Consider the following 21,186-nt stretch of genomic DNA (forward strand, 5'->3'; position numbering starts at 1 on the left):
AATGGGATTAGCGACAAACGTTGAAACGTGGCCTATGCCTGCAGCAATTGGTATGGCTACGGAAGGCATCAAGGCAAAGTACAATGACGGTTCTGGAGGTGGCGGTGGCTTCGGGGCTGCTGACTACCAAATGGCATCTCGAATTGATGGCGCAAAAGTGCTTTTAACGTTAGATAGAATGCAAAAGAAAGCAGCGCATTTGGCCGATTGGAGTCTGTACGCTTATGCATCACCGCTCTGGAACTCTAAAGAAAACAAGAAGCGCCTTGTGGAAAGTGTTTTGAATGATTGGGTTGTTGTTTCATCTGAGCAAGGCATGATTGTTCAAAAGCGTACCTGCCTTAAAGTTAAGGCTCTCATCAGTACTATCGCTGGTAATATTGCGCTCGAGCAATTAGCTGGTGCTCAGACTTACTTCGATCATGATGGTATTCAATATACGCCCAGTGTTAGCCGCCAGTTCCTAATCAAAGCGCTGGTGGAAGTAGATTGTAAAGACAAGAATGTTGAGTCTGATGGGTTCAGAAAGAAACGCTCTCGCTATTACCAAAACCACTGGTCTGAATGGGAAAAGCACATTGAAGTGATTCGTACCTTGCTAATTAACTATGACAAGTCCGCGCGGAAATTATTCAAAAAAGAGCTTGAAAATAAAAACGGGGCAATTTAATGTATATATATCCATAATGGATAAGTACACAGTATTGAAAATAACCGCCACTTAGGCGGTTTTTTTGTGTCTATCATAAATTATCGAAAACCTCGCCTTGGCGGGGTTTTTTCATTTTTATCCAAGCAAAAGGACACTCCAGTAAGGGGGTGAGTATGCGTATGAACGAAAAGATATCCAGCGCCCTATCTTATTTTTGGAATGGGGCAATAGGAGTGTTTGGATCTATATCTGCAGACGGTTATACGGTGCTGATTGCTTTGGCTGGCATGCTAATTACTGCCTGGATTAACAACTACTGGCAGAAAAAGCGTTTCGAAAAGGACTATGGCGATGAAGCACCTTAATTCAGCAGTGAAGATATTAGCAGCCGCAGGATCTTCGGCTCTTATTATGGCGACAGCAATGGTAAAGCCAATGGAAGGTGTTCGGTATACTCCTTACATCGATGTCGCTGGCGTTCAAACTGTTTGTTACGGACATACAGGAACAGACATCATTTCAGACAAAGCCTACTCACAAGCCGAGTGTGATGAATTGCTCGAGTCTGACTTGGCTGATGTTAAGCGAATGGTCGACCCGATGATTCACGTTGATATCCCTGAGACGACACGAGCTGCTCTCTACTCTTTCACGTTTAACGTTGGCATAGGCTCATTCTCACGCTCGACGTTACTAAAGCTGCTCAACAAAGGTGAGTGGCATGCAGCATGTGACCAGCTTAAACGATGGGTATATGCAGCAGGCAAACCGTGGAAAGGATTGATGAACCGACGAGATATCGAGAGGGAAGTATGCCTAATGCAAAGCTAACAGTATGGGCGACAGCTATTGCGGTAGTAGTGGTTGCGACACTCTCGGTTGCGTTGTTCGTTGAAAGCAGTCGGGCTGATATCGCTGAAAGCCAGTTAACGTCAGCAAAAGACGAGATTCAGGGCTATATCGCAGCATTGCATCAGCAGCGAGTTCAAATCCAATCTTTCAACCAATTGGGAGAGAAGCATGCAGCAGAGCTATCCGCAGCAAAAGAAGAGATTGATCGTCTTAGCGATAGTCTCAGCAATGGGCCTGAGCGGGTGTATGTCCAGGCAGATTGTCCAGCAGTGTCCGAAGCCGCCAGCACCAGAAGCGTGGGCAATGCAAACACCCCAAGACTTGGAGCCGCAGCTGAACAAGATTATCTACGTCTCAGGCGAATGATGATTGAGAACGAGCAGCAGACAAAGTATTTGCAAGATTACATCAGGACTCAATGCCTAGCGGAAGATCAATTATGATCGCGGGTCCTTTCGGGCGCCCTGAGCGACCACGGGGGCTCGACCTCGCAGAAAAGCTCTCGTTAAAAATTTTTTTTATTTTGGAGGTTTCCGGTTTCCGGTCAAAAACCATGAATGAGCGAACTATTCAACCCGAGCAAAAAGTTCACGCAGTTGGACATAGCGACGCTTCTTGGCATTTCATCTAGACAGGTCCGAAACCTTACGCAACAAGGGGTCCTGCCTGTCGCCAAAGGGCGAAATGGTATCGATCCTCTTGCCTGTATCCATGCTTACATTACCTATAAATCGCAATCAAAAGCCTCCGATTCAAAACCGGAAACCGAGCAAGAAGGTGAGGAAGCGTTTGCGAAATTAGAACGCGATCTCAAGTTAGAGGAACGGCGCGAAAAGTTGGCGATGCTAAAAGCCAAGCGCGTACTGTTTGAAAAAAGTTACGCACCAATAGACATCATCGTCGACACCTTAGAACAGGTATGCGCCAGAGTGGGTACACGACTCGACACCCTCCTTCCGAAACTAAAGAACGCATGGCCCGACATGCCACCCGAAGCGGTGGAAGTTTTAGAGGCCGTGATTGCTGCTGTATTAAATGAGTGTGCCGATGTTCAACCAAACCTCTCCGATTACATTGACAGCGATCCAGACGAAAGTCCGTCGTGGCTTGATGGGGATGAGGAGAACAATCGCCATCAAGGGAGCGGAGTGGGCCAATAAGCATTTCCGGTTAGCCGCTGGTTCTTCTCAGGAAGAAGGCTTTTGGGAAACACTGCCTTTACAGGTTGTGCCACTCAACATGATGTGTAACCGCGCTATATCCGAGCTGACCATGCAAAAGTCGGCTCGTGTTGGCTGGTCCAAGTTGGTCATAGCAGCAAACTCTTGTCTGCATGCTCAGTTAAAAACCAACACCGTGATTTACGTACCGACAGAGAACGACGCAAAAAACATCTCTGTCACCGAGATTGATGCTGCTTGGCAGGAAATGCCAATCATGCACCAAATCTTCCCAGCCTTATTCGCTAAGGACCACCGAAACACCGTTTCCTACAAACAGGGAACAGGATGGTCGCTGCATGTCCTCGGCACATCCACACCGCGAAACATGCGAGCTCTGACTAAAGGCGCGCTGTTTGGTGATGAGATTGACGGATGGGATTGGGAAGTCGGTAAAGAAGGTAACCCTATCGATCTTGCGCGAATGCGTTTGGAAGGTGCCGCTTTCCCGATGGCAAGGTGGGGAACCACACCAACCAATACAGGCGAGTCGCACGTTGAACGCCTAATGGCAAAGATGGAGCTGACTTTCCGCTTTTATCTGCCATGCCCACACTGCGGAACCGAGCAGGTTTTAGAGTGGGGCAGTAAAGAAGATAAGCACGGCTTCAAGTGGGACAACACTCAGCCAAGTATCGAGAAAAAATCAAAGACGGTTTATTACAGCTGCGTTCATTGTGACGACCCTATCTACTACAAGCACCTCTACAAGATGGAGCTTGCAGGTCGTTGGATTGCTGAAGATGGCACATGGACACGCGATGGCCATGATTTCTTTGATATAGACGACAACCCAGCGCCAACGCCAAGCAGCGTCGGCATTCACATTTGGTCAGGATACAACACCAAATTGAGTGCAGGTTGGCGTGGCATAGTGCGTGACTTCCTCAACAAGAAAGACGACCCAAGTCAGCTCAAAACGTTCGTCAACCTAACGCTCGGTGAGCTTTGGGATGGTGAGAACGGAGAGAAGCTAGATTGGGAGCATCTCAAGTCGCGCCGTGAAATATGGTGGGCCGAGAGTCGCACCAGTAACCCAGTACCTGAGCGAGCCGTGGTTTTGACCGGAGGCATTGACACTCAGGATGACCGCATCGAGCTCTTTGTGTGGGCATGGGGACCAGGTGAGGAATGTTGGCTTGTTGAGCACATCGTTCTTCTCGGGGATTTATCGAGCCAAGTATTAAAGGATGCCGCCGGAAAAGCGCTGTATCGGACCTACAAAAAGCGCAGTGACCAAGTGATGGACGTTCAGCTTTGGTGTTGGGACGCCATGGGCCATAAAACCGATGACGTTTACCAGATGAGTCGAACGCACGGCGTGATGTGGGTGATCCCAATTCAAGGTGAGAACCAATACGGCAAGCCGATACAAAACTTCCCTCGCAAGAAAAACAACAAAAAAGTCTACCTCACTAGGTTAGGTACCGACGGCATCAAGCAGCGACTTTACAGCCGTTTAGGTTTAACCCCGAAAGGTGATGAGCCTGTGCCTGGATGTGTTCACTTTCCATTGGACGATGACATAGCCGGTGATGAGTTTTTCAAGCAGCTCTGCTCAGCCAATAAAAAGTTAGAGCACGACAAGTCAGGGCGACAAGTTTGGCGATGGGTGAAGCAATACCACCCATTTGATGAAGCGTTGGACGGATGGGTGTATGCGTATGCGGCACTCAACATTCTCACTCAACGGTTCGGTCTCGAACTGGAAGAGCCGCAGCCCCAACAACCTCAAGAACAACCACAAACATCCGGTCTCAGCATCGCTGAATTAGCCGCGAGATTGAAAGGTGGATCAAGATGACAAAACAAGAAATGTTGCAACAGGCCGAAGCCGCCTTTCATAGCTTGCAAACAGGAAAGATGGCGGTTTCCGTACAGAAAGGAGACCGCAAAGTTGAATACAGTCGAGCCAACATCCATGAACTTCGCGCCTACATTGATGATTTGCGTGGACAGTTAGGATTGAGCTCAGTTCGTCGTCGCGGCCCTGCAGGAGTTTCATTCTAATGACACACACCGGACTACTGGCTGCAGATGGTCAAACACCATTAAGAGATGCGGTGTATCGAGCTGGCGGTTCAGGGTTTGGTGGCCAGATGAGCGATTGGAACCCTCCGTCAAAATCGGTAGACGCTGCTTTCTTGCCTGTCATGAGACAGGCGAACGCCAGAACAGACGATGTCACGCGCAATAACGGTATTGCTGCAAACGGCATCCAGCTACACAAAGACCACATCATTGGCTCTGAGTTTCGCCTCAGTTACAAACCAAACTGGCTATTGCTCGGCATCGATCCAGACAAAGGGTTCGTGCGTGAAGTGGAAGCCATTTTTCGTGACATAGCCGAAGACCCGAACTGTTTTATCGACGCAGAAGGTCGCCGCACGTTCACCATGATGATGCGAGAGGGCATTGAAACTCATGCTCACACGGGCGAAATCATGGCGAAGCCCGAATGGATAGACCGTCGCCATTCACACTTTTCAACCTGCATTCGCATGGTCGCGCCACGCAAGGTTAACAACCCCAACTACATGATGGACAAACCCCATCAGCGTGGTGGGATGCGCTTCAATCGACATGGCGAAGCCATTTCCTACTTCATTGAAGAAGGGGCCGATAACTTTGGCTCGCCCAAGAAATGGCGTGAAGTACCGAAGCGTTTACGCTCGGGACGCATGGGGTTCTTGCATATCTTTGAGCCATCGGAAGGTGGGCAATGTCGTGGCGTGAATAAGTTCTTATCGTGTTTAGAGCAATTGAAGATGCTCGACACCTTACAGAACACCACGTTACAGCGAGCGATTGTTAACGCCATGTACGCCGCCAGTATCGAGTCAGAGCTTGGAACGGACCAAGCGATGGAGTACTTGTTCGGTGCGCAGCAAAATGGCGCGGTCGAAAAGATGCTAATGACCTACGGCGATTACTACGCCACCAATGAGGTCAAGTTCAACGGCGTCAAACTGCCTCACCTCATGCCAGGTGACAAAATCAACCTGCACAGCGCAGGGAATGCTGATAACGGATTCGCGGCCTTGGAGCAATCCATCATCCGCTACGTTGCGGCTGGATTGGGCGTGGATTACGCGCAGCTGTCGCGCAATTACGCGCAAATGTCTTACAGCACCATTCGTGCTTCGCACAACGATTCATGGCGTTACTTCATGGGTCGACGAAAAATCATTGCTAACCGATTCGCCAGCCAGATCTTCGCACTCATGTTCGAAGAAATGATCTTGCGTGGCTACATCAAGCTGCCAAGCAAAGCGCGGTTCAACTTCTACGAACGCCGCAATGCTTGGACCAAGTGTGATTGGATTGGCTCTGGTCGATTGGCCATTGATGGATTGAAAGAAGTCAAAGAAGCCGTACTGCGTATCGACTCAGGTCTATCGACGTATGAGAAAGAGCTCGCGCTACTCGGTGAAGACTATCAAGAAATCTTTGATCAACAGTTGGCAGAAATGGAAGAGCGCAAATCGAAAGGCTTACCACCGCCAAGCTGGATGAAGCTGCAAGCGTTAGCACCGGATAACCCAAGTGAGACACCAAATGAATAACTTACAACACCTAATCAGCAACACATTCAACAGGCCGCTCGCCTTAGAAGCTGGTTACGCTCGGGTATTTTTCTCGGCGCTCAGCCAACGTCTCGGCAACGTGGTCCAGATCACCGACACCGAAGGGCAAATCCTGCGTGAGAACGACATGAAAAAAGTCGCTTCTGGCTTTTCTCGGACTCGCAGCAGTAACCGCAGTTATCAAGTCTCTCAGGGTATCGCCATCATTCCGATTGATGGCTCGTTGGTTCATAAGTATGGCCACATCAAACCCTACTCAGGGATGACAGGGTACGACGGCATTATGCATCGCTTGCGAGAAGCGGTCGCAGACCCCGAAGTTAAAGCCATTTTGCTGGATATGAACACACCAGGCGGCATGGTCGCAGGTTGCTTTGACTTGGCCGACAAAATCGCAGAGATGCGCAAAACCAAGCCTATCTGGTCCCTCGGTTACGACATGCACTGCAGTGCAGGCCAAATGATTGCGAGTGCGTGTTCAAGGCGCCTCATAACTCAAACGGGTATAGCAGGCTCGGTGGGTGTGATTATGGCGCACACCAACATCGAGAAGATGCTGGATCAGCAAGGCGTGGAAATCACCCTTGTGACGGCAGGTGACCATAAAGCCGATGGCAACCCTTACCAATCTCTGCCGAAAGAGGTGCGAGAGAAATGGCAATCCGAAGCAGAGAGCACACGTCAAATGTTCGCAGGTAAAGCTGCCGAGTACATGGGCGTCGACATTAAAACCATTCTATCGACTGAGGCGCAGGTCTACGAAGGCCAAGCCGCAGTGGATGTTGGCTTCGCAAACGAAGTCGTTAACGGTCTTGATGCCGTTCAGATCATGGCTGAACAGTTCAAGAAACAACAAACCACCTTTGATATGGGAGCCGCTATGACGGTGCAAGCAGAACAACAACCAGTCGCAACGGGTGAGCAAGGCAATCCACAACAAGCCGCCGCTCCAGCGACTCCGCAAACTCCAACTGAAGAACAGCAATCCACTCCAGAACAGCCACAAGCGAGCGCGCAAAGTGATGAGTCCACGGACCCAGCCACAAAAGAGCGTGAACGCTGCATGGGCATTATTGGCCTAGAAGAAGCCAAAGGGCGAGAAGCGCTCGCGCAGCAACTTGCCAGTAACCCAAAAATTAGCGTCGATGAAGCCAGGGCCTTGCTTGCTTCAGTACCTGTTAGTGCCACTGCGCAAAACGAGTCGGCATTAATGGCACTGGCCTCAGAGCACGGTGAGCCTCTTGGTGATGATGTTGGTTCCGGTGATGTCACCGAAGAACAAAAGAACATCAAAGCGCTAGCGTCTTCATATACACGCATTTAACAAGGAAACTAGCATGTTAGAACAAACAGAATACACACCAGATGAGCTGTTTATTGGCGCACCAGTCACGGCGCGAGCAACCATCAAAACGGGCGTATCTTTTCCTGCTCGAACCCCATTAATGGCCGACGCGACTGACGCCGCCACTTTGGTGGAATGGGACGGTACACCAGGCAAAGCCATCGCTATCTCGGCTCGTGATGTGACGAATACAGGCAGTGACCAAGAATCGACAGTTTACCTACAGGGTGGCTTTCGTATCGGTTTTGTGAACTGGCCTGATGCGGTCACAACCAACAAGCAAAAACGCGCTGCTTTCCTAGGTAGTCCAGTTTTCGTAGACGACGAATACTAATTCGTCGTTTTCTTTGAATTCAGAAAAAAGAGCTTCTTATGCCTGATAATTACACCACTCGCGAACTGCTTGGAGCCATTCAAGAAGCAGGTATTCGTCGCGACAACTTCTTCATGCGCTTCTTCTTCCGTGAGATGTATACCTTCGATACGGAAAAAGTCGACCTCGACATGATCCCAAATAAAACCAAGATTGCAGCATTTTGCTCACCGATGATTGGTGCCGCAATAGACCGCAATCAAGGCTTTAAAACCTCAAGCTTTAAGCCTGCATACGTGAAGTCAAAACACGCAGTAACGGCAAACCAAAGCGTTAAGCGCCGACCAGGCGAGCCAATCACAGGCTCTATGTCGGCAGGCGATCGTCAAAACGCGATTGTGATGCAAAACCTCGATATCGAAGAGCAAGCGGTTCGTGACCGTGAAGAGCTGATGTGTGCCGAGATGGTCTACGACGGTAAAACCGTGATCGACAGCCCTTACATTGATAAGCCTTACGAAATTGATGCAGGCCGAAATGCGGACAACATGATCACGCTTCTTTCGGCAGCTCAGTGGGCGAATAAAGACTTTGCTACCTACGACATCGTTGGTGACATTGAAACTTGGGCGGCGATTTCTGAAGGCCTGACGAATGTCATCATTACCGATCCTAAAACGTGGGCGTTGATGCGCAAATTCGAGAAGTTCAATGACGCGCTGGAAACTCGCCGTGGCTCTAACTCTCAGCTTGAAACCGCGCTAAAAGACTTAGGTGCAACGGTTAGCGTTAAAGGCAATCTTGGCGATGTCACCATCATCGTGGTAGATGAAGAGTACATCGACCGTGACGGCACAACGAAGAAAGTCCAACGCGACTTCACGTTGATTCTGGCGCATACCGAACTGCGCGGTGCGCGTCTGTACGGTCAAATCCAAGACTTATCCGCTCAGCGTGAAGGCTTTGATGAAGCCGAACGCTACGTGAAAGATTGGACGGAAAATGGCGATCCAGAAGTTCGCTACACCAAAACGGAAGCCGCCCCTGCGATGTACCTCATTGACGTTAACAAAGTTGTTGTCGTCAAAGTCGGTTAATCCTGACCACCACTAACGAAAAGCAAAATGGGTCCACGGACCCATTTTTACTTTGGAGCCAATCATGAGCCGAAAAGAAAACCTGAAAAAACGTGTTGATGAGCTTTGCAAAGAGCTCGGTATTACTGAACCGCAATATTCAGACAAAACGACCGAAGCCCAGCTAAATAAAGTCATTGACGATTTGGAAGCCAAGTTACCAGACATGGACGAATCCGATGATGAAGCACAGTCGCAAACGCAAGGAAATGACGCTAACCATACTGCCGGTGATCAAAGCGAGCAAACCGAGAGTCAAACGAGCGAAAAATCGGAAGTGCTTATCGGTGCTGCGGTCGAATTACCCGATGATGCCACGGTTCTAGACGATGGTGAGCCGCCAGAAGTCAACGCCGATGAAAAAGGCAATGTGCAAGTTCTCGTGGATAAGCCGTTTCAGTGTTTGCAAGGCCAAAAGACGGTGCTGCTCAAACGTGGCGATAAGCCGTTTTTAGATGAAGAAACCGCGATGGAAGCGGTGGACGCAGGCTTGGCGTATTTCGTCGCGACGATGTAAGGCCGCTTATGTTTGATAACGAATTCGACCAGTTAATGGAAGAGGTGGATAACACGGTTTCTGAAGCGTTTGGTGTCTGGGTGAAAGTCAACGGTGGAGAACCTATCAAAGCCATTTATGACGAATCCCTAAACCAGTTTGACGCTATGGCAGGCATCGCTCGCAAGCTGACATTTAAGAAAGCAGATAATGTCAGACCGAAGAAGGGAACACCTATCGAGTTCGTTTCCTCGGGCAGAAAGCTCACTGTCACCAGTGGCCCTTATCCAGAAGACGGAAATATTGTGGTGATCTTATGAATAGCATTGATCGGGAATTGGCGGTAGCCGTTAAAAACCTTTCTTCATTACAAAGTAACGCGGTACCGAAAGCCAGTGCAATGGCGATTAACCGTGTGGCTGCTCGAGCTGTTTCTCGGTCAGTGAAAGACACCGCAAAAGCCGTTCGTATCAAGCAAAAAGTTATTCGCCCTCGCGCGTCGATAACAAAAAAGGCCACAGGAAAAATGCCAGTGGCTTTTGTCAGAGTGCGCAGGTTCGATGTTCCTGCCATCTCTATCGATACGGCTAGAACCCAAATTCGGCGCAAGCGAGGGCAATACCAAATCAGCCGAGTTAACCGAGGCCGAAATGGTCGTTACCAAAAGCGAGAGTTATCCGGTAACACCGCCATTGTTGTCGGTCGGCACCGATTCGAGAACGCCTTCTTACAAAAGCTGAAGAACGGTCGCTGGCACATCATGCAACGTGTCTCGGATGCAAGGCATCCCATCAAAGTGTGCAAGGTGCCAATCGTGAATGAAATCACCAAAGCATTTAAAAAGCACAGCGATGAGTTGCTTAGAACGGACATGAAAAAAGAGCTGTCCAGCGCGATGAAGCAACAAATCCGCTTGGTTATTCGCAGAGAGGTTGGTCGTGGAAATTAACAACGCCATACGCAAACAAGTTGTTGCTGATTTGAGAGCAGGGTTAGTCGATGAGACTGGCGAGTCAATCATCGCAACGTTTTTTAATGGCAACCCCAGATACATCGCGGTTCCAGAATTTGAAGCTGAAGAGAATGATACGGATATCCCTGCCATTTCAGTCTCCGTCTCTGAGGGCCAGTGCGTTGAAGAAGATTTTGAAGAAATCACATGGCGCTCTGAGCTGACTATCAGAATCTATCTGGTTGCAGACAACAACACGGAGCAAGAGCTCGACGCATTAGGTGAAGAAGTTCGCAAGATCATCACCAAACATTATACCGCCAACGGTCTTCTCGACCTCTGTAATCGTCAATCGTTTGGATACGCACAAGACGAAGAACAGCCATGGGGAACGCTGGACTTGGCATTTACTATTGAATACACCGAAGAGGTTTAATCATGTCGGACCCAACTCAAGCAATCAAAGGCGCTGGCACTACGTTCTGGCGCAAAAAAGACGACCAAGAACTGGCTACTACTGCAGATTACCTTGATGACGCCAAGTGGGACAAGGTAGGCGGTATCAAAGAGCTTCAACCAGGTGAAATCACCGTGGAAGATGAAGAAGATAACTACCTAGACGATCCTAATGCGGACTGGGCAAAGACCACGCCAGGTCAAAAGTCAGCAGGCGAAACCAATTTAACAATCGTTTGGAAGCCAGGTGAACCTGGTCAACAACAACTTGTTAATGATGTAGAAAAAGGAACGGTTACTGAGTATCGCGCAAAATACCCAAATGGGACGGTGGATGCCTATTCTGGCTACATCAACTCATTGGGTAAAGCGGTGACGATTAAAGAGAAAATCACTCGCTCAGTTAAATTCAAAAACGTTGGCAAGCCAAAACTCGCGGAAATGCTGATTGCTGAACAAGCCGCTGGCGCAGGAGCATAATCATGACACCAGACTTTTTAAAAACAAAAGTTGTCGATATTGAAGGTCAAAGCGTCACCATTACTCAACTATCTGGTTTAGATAGACTGAATTACATGGACTATTGTGCAGAAATTCCCGATCCAGACCGACCAATAGAACCTGCTGAAAATGCTAGCCAGGAAGAAAAAGAGCGTTACCTTCTTGATTTGAAAAAGTACTCAAACGCTTGGTTCCGCATTAACTTCATGGCTCAGGCTCGTTTGGTCGCGTATGCCTATCGTGGTGATGTTGATGACCTAGATGAGCGTCATCAGCAGATCATGTCGATGATGACACCGCCACAAGTTGAAACGCTTTATTTTGAAATAGCCGACTTCTCAGGGTTATCTACGCCAAAGGAGCCGGATGCTACTGAAAGCACCTCGGATACCACTACTACCACTGAAACCGCTACAACGGAAGAAACCACCACTCAGGAACCCACCGACCCAAAAGTCTGATTCGGGATGAAATTGAGTTTGCCATGGACCTTGCCCGAGAGTTCGGGCAAGTCTGTTGGCGCACCTTGTTGGCTTCCATTAGCGGCGAAGCCGTTGTGGAGTGGCGTGAATACTTTTCAAAACACGGCTTCAAACACCAGATGGACAATCTGCGCTTTGCCGTAACTTGTTCTTCAAACTGGAATGTCACGGCCATGGCCGCAGGCTGCAAGGACGACAGCGCCCTTAGAAGCTACCAAGACTTCCTGCCAACCTTAGAACATCCCGAAGAAGAATCGAAAGAATACACCGACGAAGAGCTGATGGCGTTGAGCGCGTCGGCAGGAGGAGTTCGCCTTGAGTGCCCAGATAGCTGATTTTAATATCCGCTTCAATACTGAAACCGCCAAGTTTCAGAAAGATGTGGATTACGCCAAAAAGATGCTGCGTGGCTACACCAAAGAAGCCAAAGCTGCGAACGACTCAAACTTATCATTAAGCCGCTCTTTAGAGCAAACCGCAGACCGCGCCAAAAACGCAGGTCGCGGCGTGTTAGATACTGCAGGTTATGTCTCGGCAGGCATTGGTGCCGTCACAGGTGCCACGGCTTACCTCATTACGCAGCAGGCGCAACAAGCGCGCGAAATCGAAAAGATGGCCACCGTTGCTCAGGTATCGGTCCAGCAAATTCAAGCCTTGGGATACGCCTCTGAGCAGTTCAATATCAGCGGCGAAAACATGGCCGAGATACTGAAGGACGTTAACGATAAGCTGGGCGACTTTACCGAAAATGAAGGTGGTGAATTTGCCGACTTCATGGAGAACATCGCGCCAACAGTTGGCCTGACCATTGAGAAGCTGCAAGAGCTGTCGGGTCCCGATGCGTTGATTGCCATCAAAACGGCGATGGACGAAGCCAACGTTCCAATGAAAAGCCAGATATTTTATCTGGAGAGTATCGCCAACGACGCCTCGGCCTTGATGCCATTGCTTGACAATCAAGGCCAAAAGCTCTTTGAGCTGACCAAAAAGTACGACGATTTGAACGTGTCGATGTCGGAGTATGACATTGAGAAATTCAAAGAGATGGACCAAAAACTCAAAGATACTGGGCTTAAGCTGCAGCGCTCTTTTGCTAATGCCGTGCTTGGAGCCAGTGATCAGATTGATTGGTTCAGTGATAAGCTGGCTTACTCAATCAACTATTGGGGGACACTGTTTGATAGTTGGTCAGACACCCCAAGAACGGTCGATGGGCTAAGCAAAAAGCTGTCAGAATTAAGGTCAGAGAGAAAAGAGTTTAGTGACGAGTTAAAAGAGGTAAACCGTACCTTTAAAGAGTACGAAGGTATTGATGTTGATAGCTTGCTGCCTATTAACCCTCTTGGTCGTAGTGAAAACGAGCTATTCAACCTTAACTCTGATTTTGGGCGATTAACAAAGCAACTGGATGAACTCGATGCTGAGATAGCGCGTCAGCAAAAACGTTATAACATCATGCAGACTGGCATGAACTATGACACGGCGCAACCAGGTTTAAAACCTGAAGGCGACACGCCAGACAGAGTATTACCGAAAGACACCGCAGGTTTAGAAAGCAAGCAGTCTTCTGGCGCATCGCGCCTAGCATCGCTTGATATGCAGTACGCGAGTGAGCGAGAAAAGCTCATGTTAGCGCATGAGCAACGCTTGCGTGACATAGAAGAAATGCAGGTGTCCGAGCAAGAGTTAAAGCGTCGTGGCTTTGATACTTTGGAAGCGTTAAAAGCTGAGTATCGTGACCGTGAGACAGAGTTCTATCTAAATGCAGAAAAGACGCGTAAAGATTTAGAAGACGATGCTTTGGAAGCATCAATCGAGTCTTTTGCTAAGAGTGAAGAAGCCAAAACCGAAAAGGCCAAAATCGAAGCGGAAAAACGGGCGTATCGTGAAGAGCGCTTGATGCAAGAACGCGTTCGAGGCATGAGCAACTTCCTCGGTCAAATCTCCGAGCTGCAAAGCAGTGAAAACAAAAACGCCGCTCGTATTGGTAAAACCGCAGCACGTGTCCAAATCATGCTTAACGCTTACGAATCAGCGTCAGCGGCATACAAATCTTTGGTTGGTATTCCTTATGTCGGTCCTGGTCTTGCTGCGGCAGCGGCAGGCACCGCTATGGGCTTTGGTATCTCCATGGCCAGCAAAGTCGATTCAGTCTCGAACATGGCGCACAACGGGATATCCGAAGTGCCGATGTTGGGTGGCCGAATGGAATCCGACTGGACGCTGAAAGCAGGTGAGCGCGTTTACACCAACGAGTCCGCGAACCGAATCGACCAAATGTATAGCGCCATCATGGCCATGCAACGTCAGAAGTTCGCGATGAATGAACCAAGTCTTTCCTCAGCTAAATCAGGGTTGGCCCTCGGAGGTCGTAACGTGGTGAACATTTACGGCGCACCAGAGGGAGTGAAAAAGAGAGAGCGCCAAGGTGACAATGGTGAAAACATCACCGATGTCTTTTTGGAAGACCTCGATTCTGACGGACCAATGTCTCAAGGGATCGCGCAGCGCTTTGACCTCAAGCCAGTGGGAGTATAAGCACTCATGATAATGATGTACCCAAGCTACCTGCCACATCCTCAGTTTCCCGACAAAATTGAACAGATGTCCAATCGTATTTCCACGGAAATGTCGACAGGGCGTACTCGGGACCGTCGTCGGCATGTCATCGTGCCGACGTTCCAAACCCTCGTGTTTCGGATGCCAAAGGAAAAAGCAGCGGCGTTTCTTGGTTGGGTAGACCATGCACTCAGTGGTGGCATTCGTTGGTTTACCTTAAACCAGCGCACCGAGCTGGGCGTGGTTCCCCTACAAATCAAAATGAAAGACCACCCACTCAAAGACGCCAAGCAAAAAGGTGGCAAGTTTTACTACACCGTGAAATGTGAAATTCGCCAATACCCAATCCAAAGCGAAGAAATCACCGTTGGCCAAATGTTAGCCCCACATACGCTCGAAGAGTTTGTGGCAGGCATAGACATGAGCCGTTACTACACAGAGAGCTGGAAGAATGGAAAGTAGCAACAACTATTTCGAAATGACACTGGAGTTTCGTCAGTGTATCGATTGGATTAACCAAATACTGATGGGTGATGAAAACGTTAGTATTACTATTAACGGTGTGGTTAAACCATCCATAAGCAAAAGTATTGAAGACCACTTCTCTGCGACTAACGCAATGGTTCAAGGGAGAATTCAATATAAAACCAAGCTGGAAATGGATACGGCAGGAGCACCACCAGACAAGGAATTGGCGGAAGTTTGGAATGATCCTATCGATGGTAACAATGGCCTTTATGGTTGGGATGGCGCTTGGGTGCCATCGAAGTACGGGACCGTTCAAGCAGACAGTATTGGTTATATCCAACTGAAAAATGACTTTCTTTCTGCACCCGCTCTGGTTGGTGATGAAAGCTTAAATTCAATTGTTCAAGATGGGTACCACTATTGCGCATCAGGGCATTCGGTGAAGGATTTGCCGAGCAACTTTCCTGCAGGTGGTGCCTTTGTCGTTTTCGTCGCCGATATTTTAAGTGGCTCGGATCGGTTTAAATATCAAACCATCTACTTATGGAACGACCCTAAGAAGTTTTGGTTTAGACAGTTTGATACGCAGCAAGTTATTGGTGATTGGACTGATGGCTATCAAATTATCGTTTCTCAGCAAATCGCAGACAAAAGCATCCCTATAGAAAAGCTTGGTTCTTTCCTGACTACTCGAGAGAATCTAGAGGCCGGGACGGACTTAAACCTCATTGAAACTGAAGGTTTCCATTATGGTATGCCTAATGGTGGCTATTTGCATACCCCAGCAGATTATGATGGGACCTCAGCGTTTGTCATCTTTAATACGGCGACATCTTTCAAAGGCACTCGATTTAAACTTCAACAGTTTTATCTTTTTAATGATCCTTCAAAGAGCTGGGTTCGTCGTTCTGATAATTTAACGGATGTCGGCTGGACTAACCAATACCAGCTTAAAAAGGAACAGTTTTCTAATGTTGTATTAGACCGAAGCCACCTTTCTGATTCGTTTATGGCAAACGGAGTATTAGCGAACAATGGTGATCTGAATACTTTAATTAAAGATGGTGTCTTTTGGTTGAGCTCATCAAATGTTTATTTGAATGTGCCAGCCGATTGGCAAGGGCATTGGTCAGGCATCTTATTTAATAGTGATGCCACGGGAGCAGGACGATTTATTCACCAGGTTCTTATTCGCTATGGTTATCCCAACCAGCGATGGGAGCGAACGGTAGACATCACTGAGCAACTGCCTTCTGAATGGGTCGATATTGGCAAGTCATCATCAAGAGATTCACTGGAGGATCATTTTCTCAAAAACGATGTGCTTTATGAAGGTGACCTCAATGCCTTAACAAAGGACGGAACTTTCACTTTAGTCAAAACAGGCGTTTGGGAGAACTACCCACCAACGAAAGATTCAGTTCAGTTGTTCAATATTTTCTCGGATTCAGACTGGTTATTGCAAAGAGCCGTATCGTTGGTCGATCACTCTTTAGAGTGGAGTCGACTGATTCGTGTTGGTAAGGACCCTTCAACGTTTCCTGACTGGTTTTTGGCAGGTTCAAGAGCGCTTGATAATCCGCACAAGGGAATGAAAATTGCGTACTTTGGGGACTCAATCGTTGAGTTCGGTACGTTGCCAGAACAATTGGGTAACCTTCTTGATGCTGAAGTTTATAAAATGGGCTTTGGCGGTTGTCGAATGGCTTATCACTCCATGTCGATATATAACCCAATGAGCATGTGCCAGATCTCTGGCAACATAAAGTCTGGTGACTTCACCTCACTTATTGATGGGGCAGAGGCGTTATTTCTTGATAAAGGGGATGATAACCGGACACAAGCGGCCTTAGTGAGAGATACCAACTGGAGTGAAGTGGATCTGGTCATTATTGCATTTGGTACGAATGACTTCTCAGGCAATGTGCCAATCGGTACCCCTTCAGCATTTGGCCCAGAAACGTTTTTGGGTGCGATGAACAAAGTTGTTGATGATTTGCTGACGGCTTATCCGCATCTAAAGTTAGTGTTTCTGACACCCATCTACCGCGCTCGCTTTGCAAGTGGTGACGGGTTGAATTCCGATGACCACCCAAACGCCAGTGATTTATACCTTTTAGATTACGTCGACGCTATCTTGTCTCAGTCCAAGCTGCATAAAGTGGTATCGAAAGACATGTATAGAACCAGCAATATAGGAAAGCTGACTTCGGACTATTACTTGTCAGACGGTGTTCACCCGTCATCGAAGGGTTACACACACCTCGCTCGTAAAGTCGCTGGGTTACTACGCTCGGAGTTTTAAAATGAAAGCCATAGAGGTTTATTACGCCTCTGCTCCTGTCGATAAAATCCCCATCCACACCATAGAAATCAAAAATGAAGATGCGTATCAGAAAGGCGAGCCGGAATCGGTCATTCGTCTGGCTGACGGTTTCTATCATCTTGAAGTCGACGGTGTGGAAGGCATTTATCTTGGGCTAGAAACAGGGGTAGAGACCTTCTTTCGAGCGTCGGCGTTCGGGGTGTCATTACCGGGTAAAAGCGTCAAAGGGAAACAGAACCTGCAATTCCAGATTGATAACGTGACGGGCGAGGCCCGTCGCTTTATTGATAAAGCCATGGAAGATGGCAGCAAAGTGACCATCACGTATCGCTTTTACTTGTATCCCCATGTCTCGGCACCTGCCGAGCCACCCCTCACGCTGACGGCGGTCAGTGAAAAAGACAACATTCAAACCGTCGGCGTTGTCGCGTCGTTTCATGACTTGGTGAACCGAGCATGGCCGAAACGCCGATACACGCCAACGATCACCAAAGGACTCAAGTACCAGGGGAACTAATGACTTTAAATGAGTTAATGGCGGTGCCTTATCTGGATCATGGTCGTGACGAGCATGGTCTGGATTGTTGGGGCTTTGTTCGTTTGGTTCGCCACCATCATCACGGCTTACCCCTATTGGACAGTTTTGGGACCGTGGACCCAGACGACAAAGCAGGCATGACCGACGCCTATCACCAATTGGTGGGTGGGTATGTTGAAACCGCCCCGATAGACGGCGCAATCGCATGCCACCTGATTGAAGATACTTTGGTTCATGTGGGTGTCGTGGTGAATGAAAACGGGCTGAAAGTGGCTCAAACAGGGCGAAAAATGGGCCGACCTTGGCTCTGTAGCCTGTCTGATTTTGAGCGTATGTCACTAATTACGAGGTACTACATCGAACATGACTGTACTAGCGGTTTATCCCAACAAGCTCAATCGTAGTAAGTGCGAGTTTACCCCAATCAAACCTGGGCAAACGCTCAATGATTGGATGGCTGCGAACATCAAAGGTTACTACGTATCAGAAACGCCGCCGTTTTCTTATTTCGTGAATAAAAAACAGCGCACTTCCTCAGATTGGTTTGATTATGTTTGGCAAGACGGTGACTTAGTGGAGTTGGTTGCCGAGCCGAAAGACCCTGCAAGCATCGCTTATGCGGTGATCGCGGTGGTGGCGGCTGGCGCGGCCATCTACGCCATGAACCAAATCCCTGACAACTTCCAGAAAACAATGCCAGAAGGCAGTCCGATTTATGAAGCCAACGCACAAGGCAACCGAGTGCGATTGATGGGGGTAATCCCTGAGCTGTTTGGACGCCACAAAACCTTCCCTGACATCATCAGTGAGCCGCATTGGTATTTCTCAGAAGATGAAGAGTACTTGCTCATGATGACCGCCATTGGCAATGGCGAGTTTGAGCTTACGGGCGACGACATCACCATCAGTGACACGCCTGTGTCGAAATACGCAGGGGACATCAGTTATCAAGTGTTTGCGCCAGGGGAGGACGTGACCAGCCACCCAGCGCACGAAAACATTTACACTTCACGCGAGGTCGGTTCGACGTCTTCCACGGCAGGGATCGAGCTAGAAGGGCCGATTAACTCCATCACTCCGAGCCAAGTCAATGTGGTGGACGATACGCTCGGCGTGGTGAGCGATGTGGATGGACTCGCCACAGAATACTGGCCTGTTGAATGGGAAGCTGGCCACATCATCAAAATATCCGGTTCGCCTGGTATTCGTGAGATCACCGAAGCAAGTGGTGATGGTGGCTGGCGAAACGAAAATGGGGCTGACATTCTTAACTTTTGGTCGCGTGATCCTGACTTGCATAACTGCAAGCAAGGCGATTATGTGGAATATCCGACCAACTATTACGTCCCACATGAAGCCGACCCTGTGGTGGAATATTCCGTGGGTATGGTGGACATTAAGCAGACGTTTGAGGTCAATGGCGAGACGTTCTATGCGCTGCGCATCTTAAATGGTGAGGGCTACTGGATAACGGTCGACACCGTACCGTCAGAAACGCGCCATCATCCCATCAAGTTTCACGGCACGGACGATGGCCGCTATATCATCCGTGAAGCGAACAACCCGAAAGGCCGAGTCGATAGGCTGTATCCCGAAGGGACGAAAGCGCAGGTGTGGTGGGATGTCTTCACGCATCAAGGCGAGAACAAAGGGTGGACGCTTGAAACCGAAGTGGCACTGCCAGGTAAACCTGCAGGCCCACACTTTGCCTGCCCAGCTTCAGAGGTGGCCGATAAGATTTACATCGACTTCAAACACCCTGACGGCCTTGGATACGTGAACAAGAACGGTGACACCAACGCGCTCACTGTCGAGGCCATGATTGAATGGCGCGGAGAGGGAGAAACCGAGTGGAACCAAGTCAAGTACGAACGCCGAGACGGCACTCGCGATCAGCTTGCGGAAACTATCGAAATTGACTTAGGTCGTAAAGTTCGTCCTGAAGTGCGCGTGTATCGCATCACCAACGACAATAAAGACCTCAAGTATTTGGATCGCATCGAGTACCGCCGATTGAAAGCGCGACTTGATAGCAACACCAAGTATGACGACTTCACCACTATCGCGTTCAAAATCCGTGGCAGTAACTCACTCTCGCGTAGCGCGGAGAATAAGCTAGGCGTGGTGCCAACCCGTAAACTGCAAATTCCAGATGGGTTAGGAGGTTGGACGCAAGAGCTTTACCCGACCCGAGACATAGCACCGGCTATCCGCTACATCATTCTTGATAGTGGATTGAGTGATGTTCACATCGGTCATTACGAGCTGCTGCGTTTGCATGAGGTTTGGAAAGCCAGAGGGGATACGTTCGACGCAGTATTCACCGACAGCAGCACCTTGTTCGAGGTATTGAAGAAAGTCTTGCTCGTCGGTTACGCCGAGCCAACGCTCAAATACGGTCAAATCATTCCAGTTCGGGATGAGCCAAGAACCACTTTTGATTTTCAGTACCAACCGGACAACATGCTCGGTAAAGGACTGGAGCGCTCAGGCAGCTTTATTCGCGAAGAAGAGCCCGACGGTGTGGAGGTGGAATACTTCTCCACTCTGACATGGAAACCGGAAACCATAATGTGCTTGCTGCCTGGTGACCTCGGCATCAAACCGGAGAAAGTCAGAGCGTTTGGTGTGACCGACCCAACTAAAGCGTGGCAATTTGGTATGCGAGTGCGACGTAAGAAGCGCTACCGACGCTTTCAGTATTCATTCCAAACCGAGATGGATGCCTTTAACTCTAACTACCTCGATTACGTTGCTTTGGGTGACGATGTGCCAGGTTACGCGCAAAGCGGCAGGTTAGAAGGGTTTAGCATTCAGAACGGCAAGACGCACCTATGGCTGGACTTGCCACTGGAATGGGAAAGCGGCGTGCATCACATCACCGTCCGAAAACCCGATGGCAGGGCATCAGGACCGCATGTTTGCACCAAAGGGAGTCATCCTAACGAAGTCATCATCACCAGTAACTTGGGCTTTACGCCCTCACTAGACGGCGAAATGGAACCACCATTGTGGCTGTTTGGTCCAGCGGATAAGTGGTGTTATCCAGCGCTCATTTATGATGTGACGCCACAAGGCACTGAGAAGTGCAGTGCTAAGGCGTGGAACTATGACGTGCGCGTGTATGAGGATGATGAAAACGAACCCGACGAACAGGGATACCCAAAAGTGGCTTAAAGAAGCGCGCTAAATTCGTAATAGTTGTTCTATTAGTTTTGCTAGTTTTGACTAATGAGCTCTAGCCGAAATCAATATCATGTTTTTTGGAGTTGCTCATGGTGGTTTAAGCGCTTAGGTAAATAC

At 48.9% G+C, this 21,186-nt stretch carries 24 protein-coding genes; all 24 read left to right on the top strand.

Features of this window, described 5'->3' with window-relative positions; genetic code table 11:
• Position 1 precedes the first annotated feature (1 nt).
• The 24 genes from R7O12_RS14260 (at position 2) to R7O12_RS14375 (ending at position 21,060) form a co-directional block, all read left to right on the top strand.
• Positions 2 to 670: a hypothetical protein gene (locus tag R7O12_RS14260; protein ID WP_318126038.1), complete on the top strand. Its 669-nt coding sequence runs from the start codon at positions 2 to 4 to the stop codon at positions 668 to 670.
• Between the two features lie 155 nt (positions 671 to 825).
• Positions 826 to 1,017: a hypothetical protein gene (locus R7O12_RS14265; protein WP_318126039.1), complete on the top strand. Its 192-nt coding sequence runs from the start codon at positions 826 to 828 to the stop codon at positions 1,015 to 1,017.
• The gene (locus tag R7O12_RS14270) at positions 1,004 to 1,483 is read left to right on the top strand and encodes a lysozyme (RefSeq protein WP_318126040.1); all 480 of its coding nucleotides are present in this window, start codon (positions 1,004 to 1,006) and stop codon (positions 1,481 to 1,483) included. Before R7O12_RS14265 ends, R7O12_RS14270 begins: the two co-directional genes overlap by 14 nt.
• Entirely contained in the window at positions 1,465 to 1,947 is a 483-nt protein-coding gene (locus tag R7O12_RS14275; RefSeq protein ID WP_318126041.1) for a lysis protein, read from the top strand. The genes R7O12_RS14270 and R7O12_RS14275 overlap by 19 nt, the downstream gene beginning before the upstream one ends.
• 114 nt (positions 1,948 to 2,061) lie before the next feature.
• On the top strand, positions 2,062 to 2,664 hold the full coding sequence (locus tag R7O12_RS14280) for a hypothetical protein (protein WP_318126042.1): 603 nt from the start codon (positions 2,062 to 2,064) through the stop codon (positions 2,662 to 2,664).
• Entirely contained in the window at positions 2,552 to 4,528 is a 1,977-nt protein-coding gene (locus tag R7O12_RS14285) for a terminase gpA endonuclease subunit (protein ID WP_318126043.1), read from the top strand. The genes R7O12_RS14280 and R7O12_RS14285 overlap by 113 nt, the downstream gene beginning before the upstream one ends.
• Positions 4,525 to 4,734, top strand: a complete 210-nt coding sequence (gpW, locus tag R7O12_RS14290) for a gpW family head-tail joining protein (protein ID WP_005424556.1) — start codon at positions 4,525 to 4,527, stop codon at positions 4,732 to 4,734. Before R7O12_RS14285 ends, gpW begins: the two co-directional genes overlap by 4 nt.
• Positions 4,734 to 6,290 (top strand): phage portal protein, encoded by a 1,557-nt coding sequence (locus tag R7O12_RS14295; RefSeq protein ID WP_193278562.1) that lies wholly within the window; start codon positions 4,734 to 4,736, stop codon positions 6,288 to 6,290. Before gpW ends, R7O12_RS14295 begins: the two co-directional genes overlap by 1 nt.
• Positions 6,283 to 7,635 (top strand): S49 family peptidase, encoded by a 1,353-nt coding sequence (locus R7O12_RS14300; protein WP_318126045.1) that lies wholly within the window; start codon positions 6,283 to 6,285, stop codon positions 7,633 to 7,635. Before R7O12_RS14295 ends, R7O12_RS14300 begins: the two co-directional genes overlap by 8 nt.
• A 13-nt stretch (positions 7,636 to 7,648) precedes the next feature.
• Positions 7,649 to 7,990 (top strand): head decoration protein, encoded by a 342-nt coding sequence (locus R7O12_RS14305; RefSeq protein ID WP_318126047.1) that lies wholly within the window; start codon positions 7,649 to 7,651, stop codon positions 7,988 to 7,990.
• A gap of 38 nt (positions 7,991 to 8,028) precedes the next feature.
• Positions 8,029 to 9,066, top strand: coding sequence for a major capsid protein (locus R7O12_RS14310; protein WP_005424539.1), 1,038 nt, complete (start codon positions 8,029 to 8,031; stop codon positions 9,064 to 9,066).
• A 64-nt stretch (positions 9,067 to 9,130) separates the two neighbouring features.
• A complete protein-coding gene (locus R7O12_RS14315; RefSeq protein ID WP_171343090.1) occupies positions 9,131 to 9,622 on the top strand; it encodes a hypothetical protein in 492 nt (163 codons plus the stop codon).
• A gap of 8 nt (positions 9,623 to 9,630) precedes the next feature.
• Positions 9,631 to 9,921: a hypothetical protein gene (locus tag R7O12_RS14320; protein ID WP_005376961.1), complete on the top strand. Its 291-nt coding sequence runs from the start codon at positions 9,631 to 9,633 to the stop codon at positions 9,919 to 9,921.
• The gene (locus tag R7O12_RS14325; RefSeq protein WP_171343091.1) at positions 9,918 to 10,550 is read left to right on the top strand and encodes a phage tail protein; all 633 of its coding nucleotides are present in this window, start codon (positions 9,918 to 9,920) and stop codon (positions 10,548 to 10,550) included. Before R7O12_RS14320 ends, R7O12_RS14325 begins: the two co-directional genes overlap by 4 nt.
• Positions 10,540 to 10,989, top strand: coding sequence for a phage tail terminator protein (gpU, locus tag R7O12_RS14330; protein WP_318126049.1), 450 nt, complete (start codon positions 10,540 to 10,542; stop codon positions 10,987 to 10,989). Before R7O12_RS14325 ends, gpU begins: the two co-directional genes overlap by 11 nt.
• Positions 10,990 to 10,991: 2 nt before the next feature.
• Positions 10,992 to 11,489 carry a phage tail tube protein gene (locus R7O12_RS14335; protein ID WP_318126050.1) on the top strand — a complete coding sequence of 166 codons (498 nt, stop codon included), beginning with the start codon at positions 10,992 to 10,994 and terminating at the stop codon, positions 11,487 to 11,489.
• 2 nt (positions 11,490 to 11,491) lie between these two features.
• On the top strand, positions 11,492 to 11,971 hold the full coding sequence (locus R7O12_RS14340) for a phage minor tail protein G (RefSeq protein ID WP_262627287.1): 480 nt from the start codon (positions 11,492 to 11,494) through the stop codon (positions 11,969 to 11,971).
• Between the two features lie 23 nt (positions 11,972 to 11,994).
• A complete protein-coding gene (locus R7O12_RS14345; protein ID WP_005376966.1) occupies positions 11,995 to 12,327 on the top strand; it encodes a phage tail assembly protein T in 333 nt (110 codons plus the stop codon).
• Positions 12,308 to 14,530 carry a hypothetical protein gene (locus R7O12_RS14350; protein ID WP_318126052.1) on the top strand — a complete coding sequence of 741 codons (2,223 nt, stop codon included), beginning with the start codon at positions 12,308 to 12,310 and terminating at the stop codon, positions 14,528 to 14,530. Before R7O12_RS14345 ends, R7O12_RS14350 begins: the two co-directional genes overlap by 20 nt.
• A 6-nt stretch (positions 14,531 to 14,536) precedes the next feature.
• On the top strand, positions 14,537 to 15,013 hold the full coding sequence (locus R7O12_RS14355; RefSeq protein WP_318126053.1) for a hypothetical protein: 477 nt from the start codon (positions 14,537 to 14,539) through the stop codon (positions 15,011 to 15,013).
• A complete protein-coding gene (locus R7O12_RS14360) occupies positions 15,003 to 17,324 on the top strand; it encodes an SGNH/GDSL hydrolase family protein (RefSeq protein WP_318126054.1) in 2,322 nt (773 codons plus the stop codon). The genes R7O12_RS14355 and R7O12_RS14360 overlap by 11 nt, the downstream gene beginning before the upstream one ends.
• A 1-nt stretch (position 17,325) precedes the next feature.
• Entirely contained in the window at positions 17,326 to 17,862 is a 537-nt protein-coding gene (locus tag R7O12_RS14365; RefSeq protein ID WP_005376972.1) for a DUF1833 family protein, read from the top strand.
• Positions 17,862 to 18,287, top strand: coding sequence for a hypothetical protein (locus R7O12_RS14370; protein ID WP_025766778.1), 426 nt, complete (start codon positions 17,862 to 17,864; stop codon positions 18,285 to 18,287). Before R7O12_RS14365 ends, R7O12_RS14370 begins: the two co-directional genes overlap by 1 nt.
• Entirely contained in the window at positions 18,247 to 21,060 is a 2,814-nt protein-coding gene (locus R7O12_RS14375) for a host specificity factor TipJ family phage tail protein (protein WP_318126055.1), read from the top strand. The genes R7O12_RS14370 and R7O12_RS14375 overlap by 41 nt, the downstream gene beginning before the upstream one ends.
• The last annotated feature ends 126 nt before the right edge of the window (positions 21,061 to 21,186 follow it).

It is taken from the genome of Vibrio sp. Vb1574 (assembly GCF_033338675.1).

Bases quoted from the DNA above. Each gene is read 5' to 3' on its own strand.
- R7O12_RS14260 (WP_318126038.1), top strand. From the start codon at position 2: ATGGGATTAGCGACAAACGTTGAAACGTGGCCTATGCCTGCAGCAATT.
- R7O12_RS14265 (WP_318126039.1), top strand. From the start codon at position 826: ATGCGTATGAACGAAAAGATATCCAGCGCCCTATCTTATTTTTGGAAT.
- R7O12_RS14270 (WP_318126040.1), top strand. From the start codon at position 1,004: ATGAAGCACCTTAATTCAGCAGTGAAGATATTAGCAGCCGCAGGATCT.
- R7O12_RS14275 (WP_318126041.1), top strand. From the start codon at position 1,465: ATGCCTAATGCAAAGCTAACAGTATGGGCGACAGCTATTGCGGTAGTA.
- R7O12_RS14280 (WP_318126042.1), top strand. From the start codon at position 2,062: ATGAGCGAACTATTCAACCCGAGCAAAAAGTTCACGCAGTTGGACATA.
- R7O12_RS14285 (WP_318126043.1), top strand. From the start codon at position 2,552: ATGTTCAACCAAACCTCTCCGATTACATTGACAGCGATCCAGACGAAA.
- gpW (WP_005424556.1), top strand. From the start codon at position 4,525: ATGACAAAACAAGAAATGTTGCAACAGGCCGAAGCCGCCTTTCATAGC.
- R7O12_RS14295 (WP_193278562.1), top strand. From the start codon at position 4,734: ATGACACACACCGGACTACTGGCTGCAGATGGTCAAACACCATTAAGA.
- R7O12_RS14300 (WP_318126045.1), top strand. From the start codon at position 6,283: ATGAATAACTTACAACACCTAATCAGCAACACATTCAACAGGCCGCTC.
- R7O12_RS14305 (WP_318126047.1), top strand. From the start codon at position 7,649: ATGTTAGAACAAACAGAATACACACCAGATGAGCTGTTTATTGGCGCA.
- R7O12_RS14310 (WP_005424539.1), top strand. From the start codon at position 8,029: ATGCCTGATAATTACACCACTCGCGAACTGCTTGGAGCCATTCAAGAA.
- R7O12_RS14315 (WP_171343090.1), top strand. From the start codon at position 9,131: ATGAGCCGAAAAGAAAACCTGAAAAAACGTGTTGATGAGCTTTGCAAA.
- R7O12_RS14320 (WP_005376961.1), top strand. From the start codon at position 9,631: ATGTTTGATAACGAATTCGACCAGTTAATGGAAGAGGTGGATAACACG.
- R7O12_RS14325 (WP_171343091.1), top strand. From the start codon at position 9,918: ATGAATAGCATTGATCGGGAATTGGCGGTAGCCGTTAAAAACCTTTCT.
- R7O12_RS14335 (WP_318126050.1), top strand. From the start codon at position 10,992: ATGTCGGACCCAACTCAAGCAATCAAAGGCGCTGGCACTACGTTCTGG.
- R7O12_RS14340 (WP_262627287.1), top strand. From the start codon at position 11,492: ATGACACCAGACTTTTTAAAAACAAAAGTTGTCGATATTGAAGGTCAA.
- R7O12_RS14345 (WP_005376966.1), top strand. From the start codon at position 11,995: ATGGACCTTGCCCGAGAGTTCGGGCAAGTCTGTTGGCGCACCTTGTTG.
- R7O12_RS14355 (WP_318126053.1), top strand. From the start codon at position 14,537: ATGATAATGATGTACCCAAGCTACCTGCCACATCCTCAGTTTCCCGAC.
- R7O12_RS14360 (WP_318126054.1), top strand. From the start codon at position 15,003: ATGGAAAGTAGCAACAACTATTTCGAAATGACACTGGAGTTTCGTCAG.
- R7O12_RS14365 (WP_005376972.1), top strand. From the start codon at position 17,326: ATGAAAGCCATAGAGGTTTATTACGCCTCTGCTCCTGTCGATAAAATC.
- R7O12_RS14370 (WP_025766778.1), top strand. From the start codon at position 17,862: ATGACTTTAAATGAGTTAATGGCGGTGCCTTATCTGGATCATGGTCGT.
- R7O12_RS14375 (WP_318126055.1), top strand. From the start codon at position 18,247: ATGACTGTACTAGCGGTTTATCCCAACAAGCTCAATCGTAGTAAGTGC.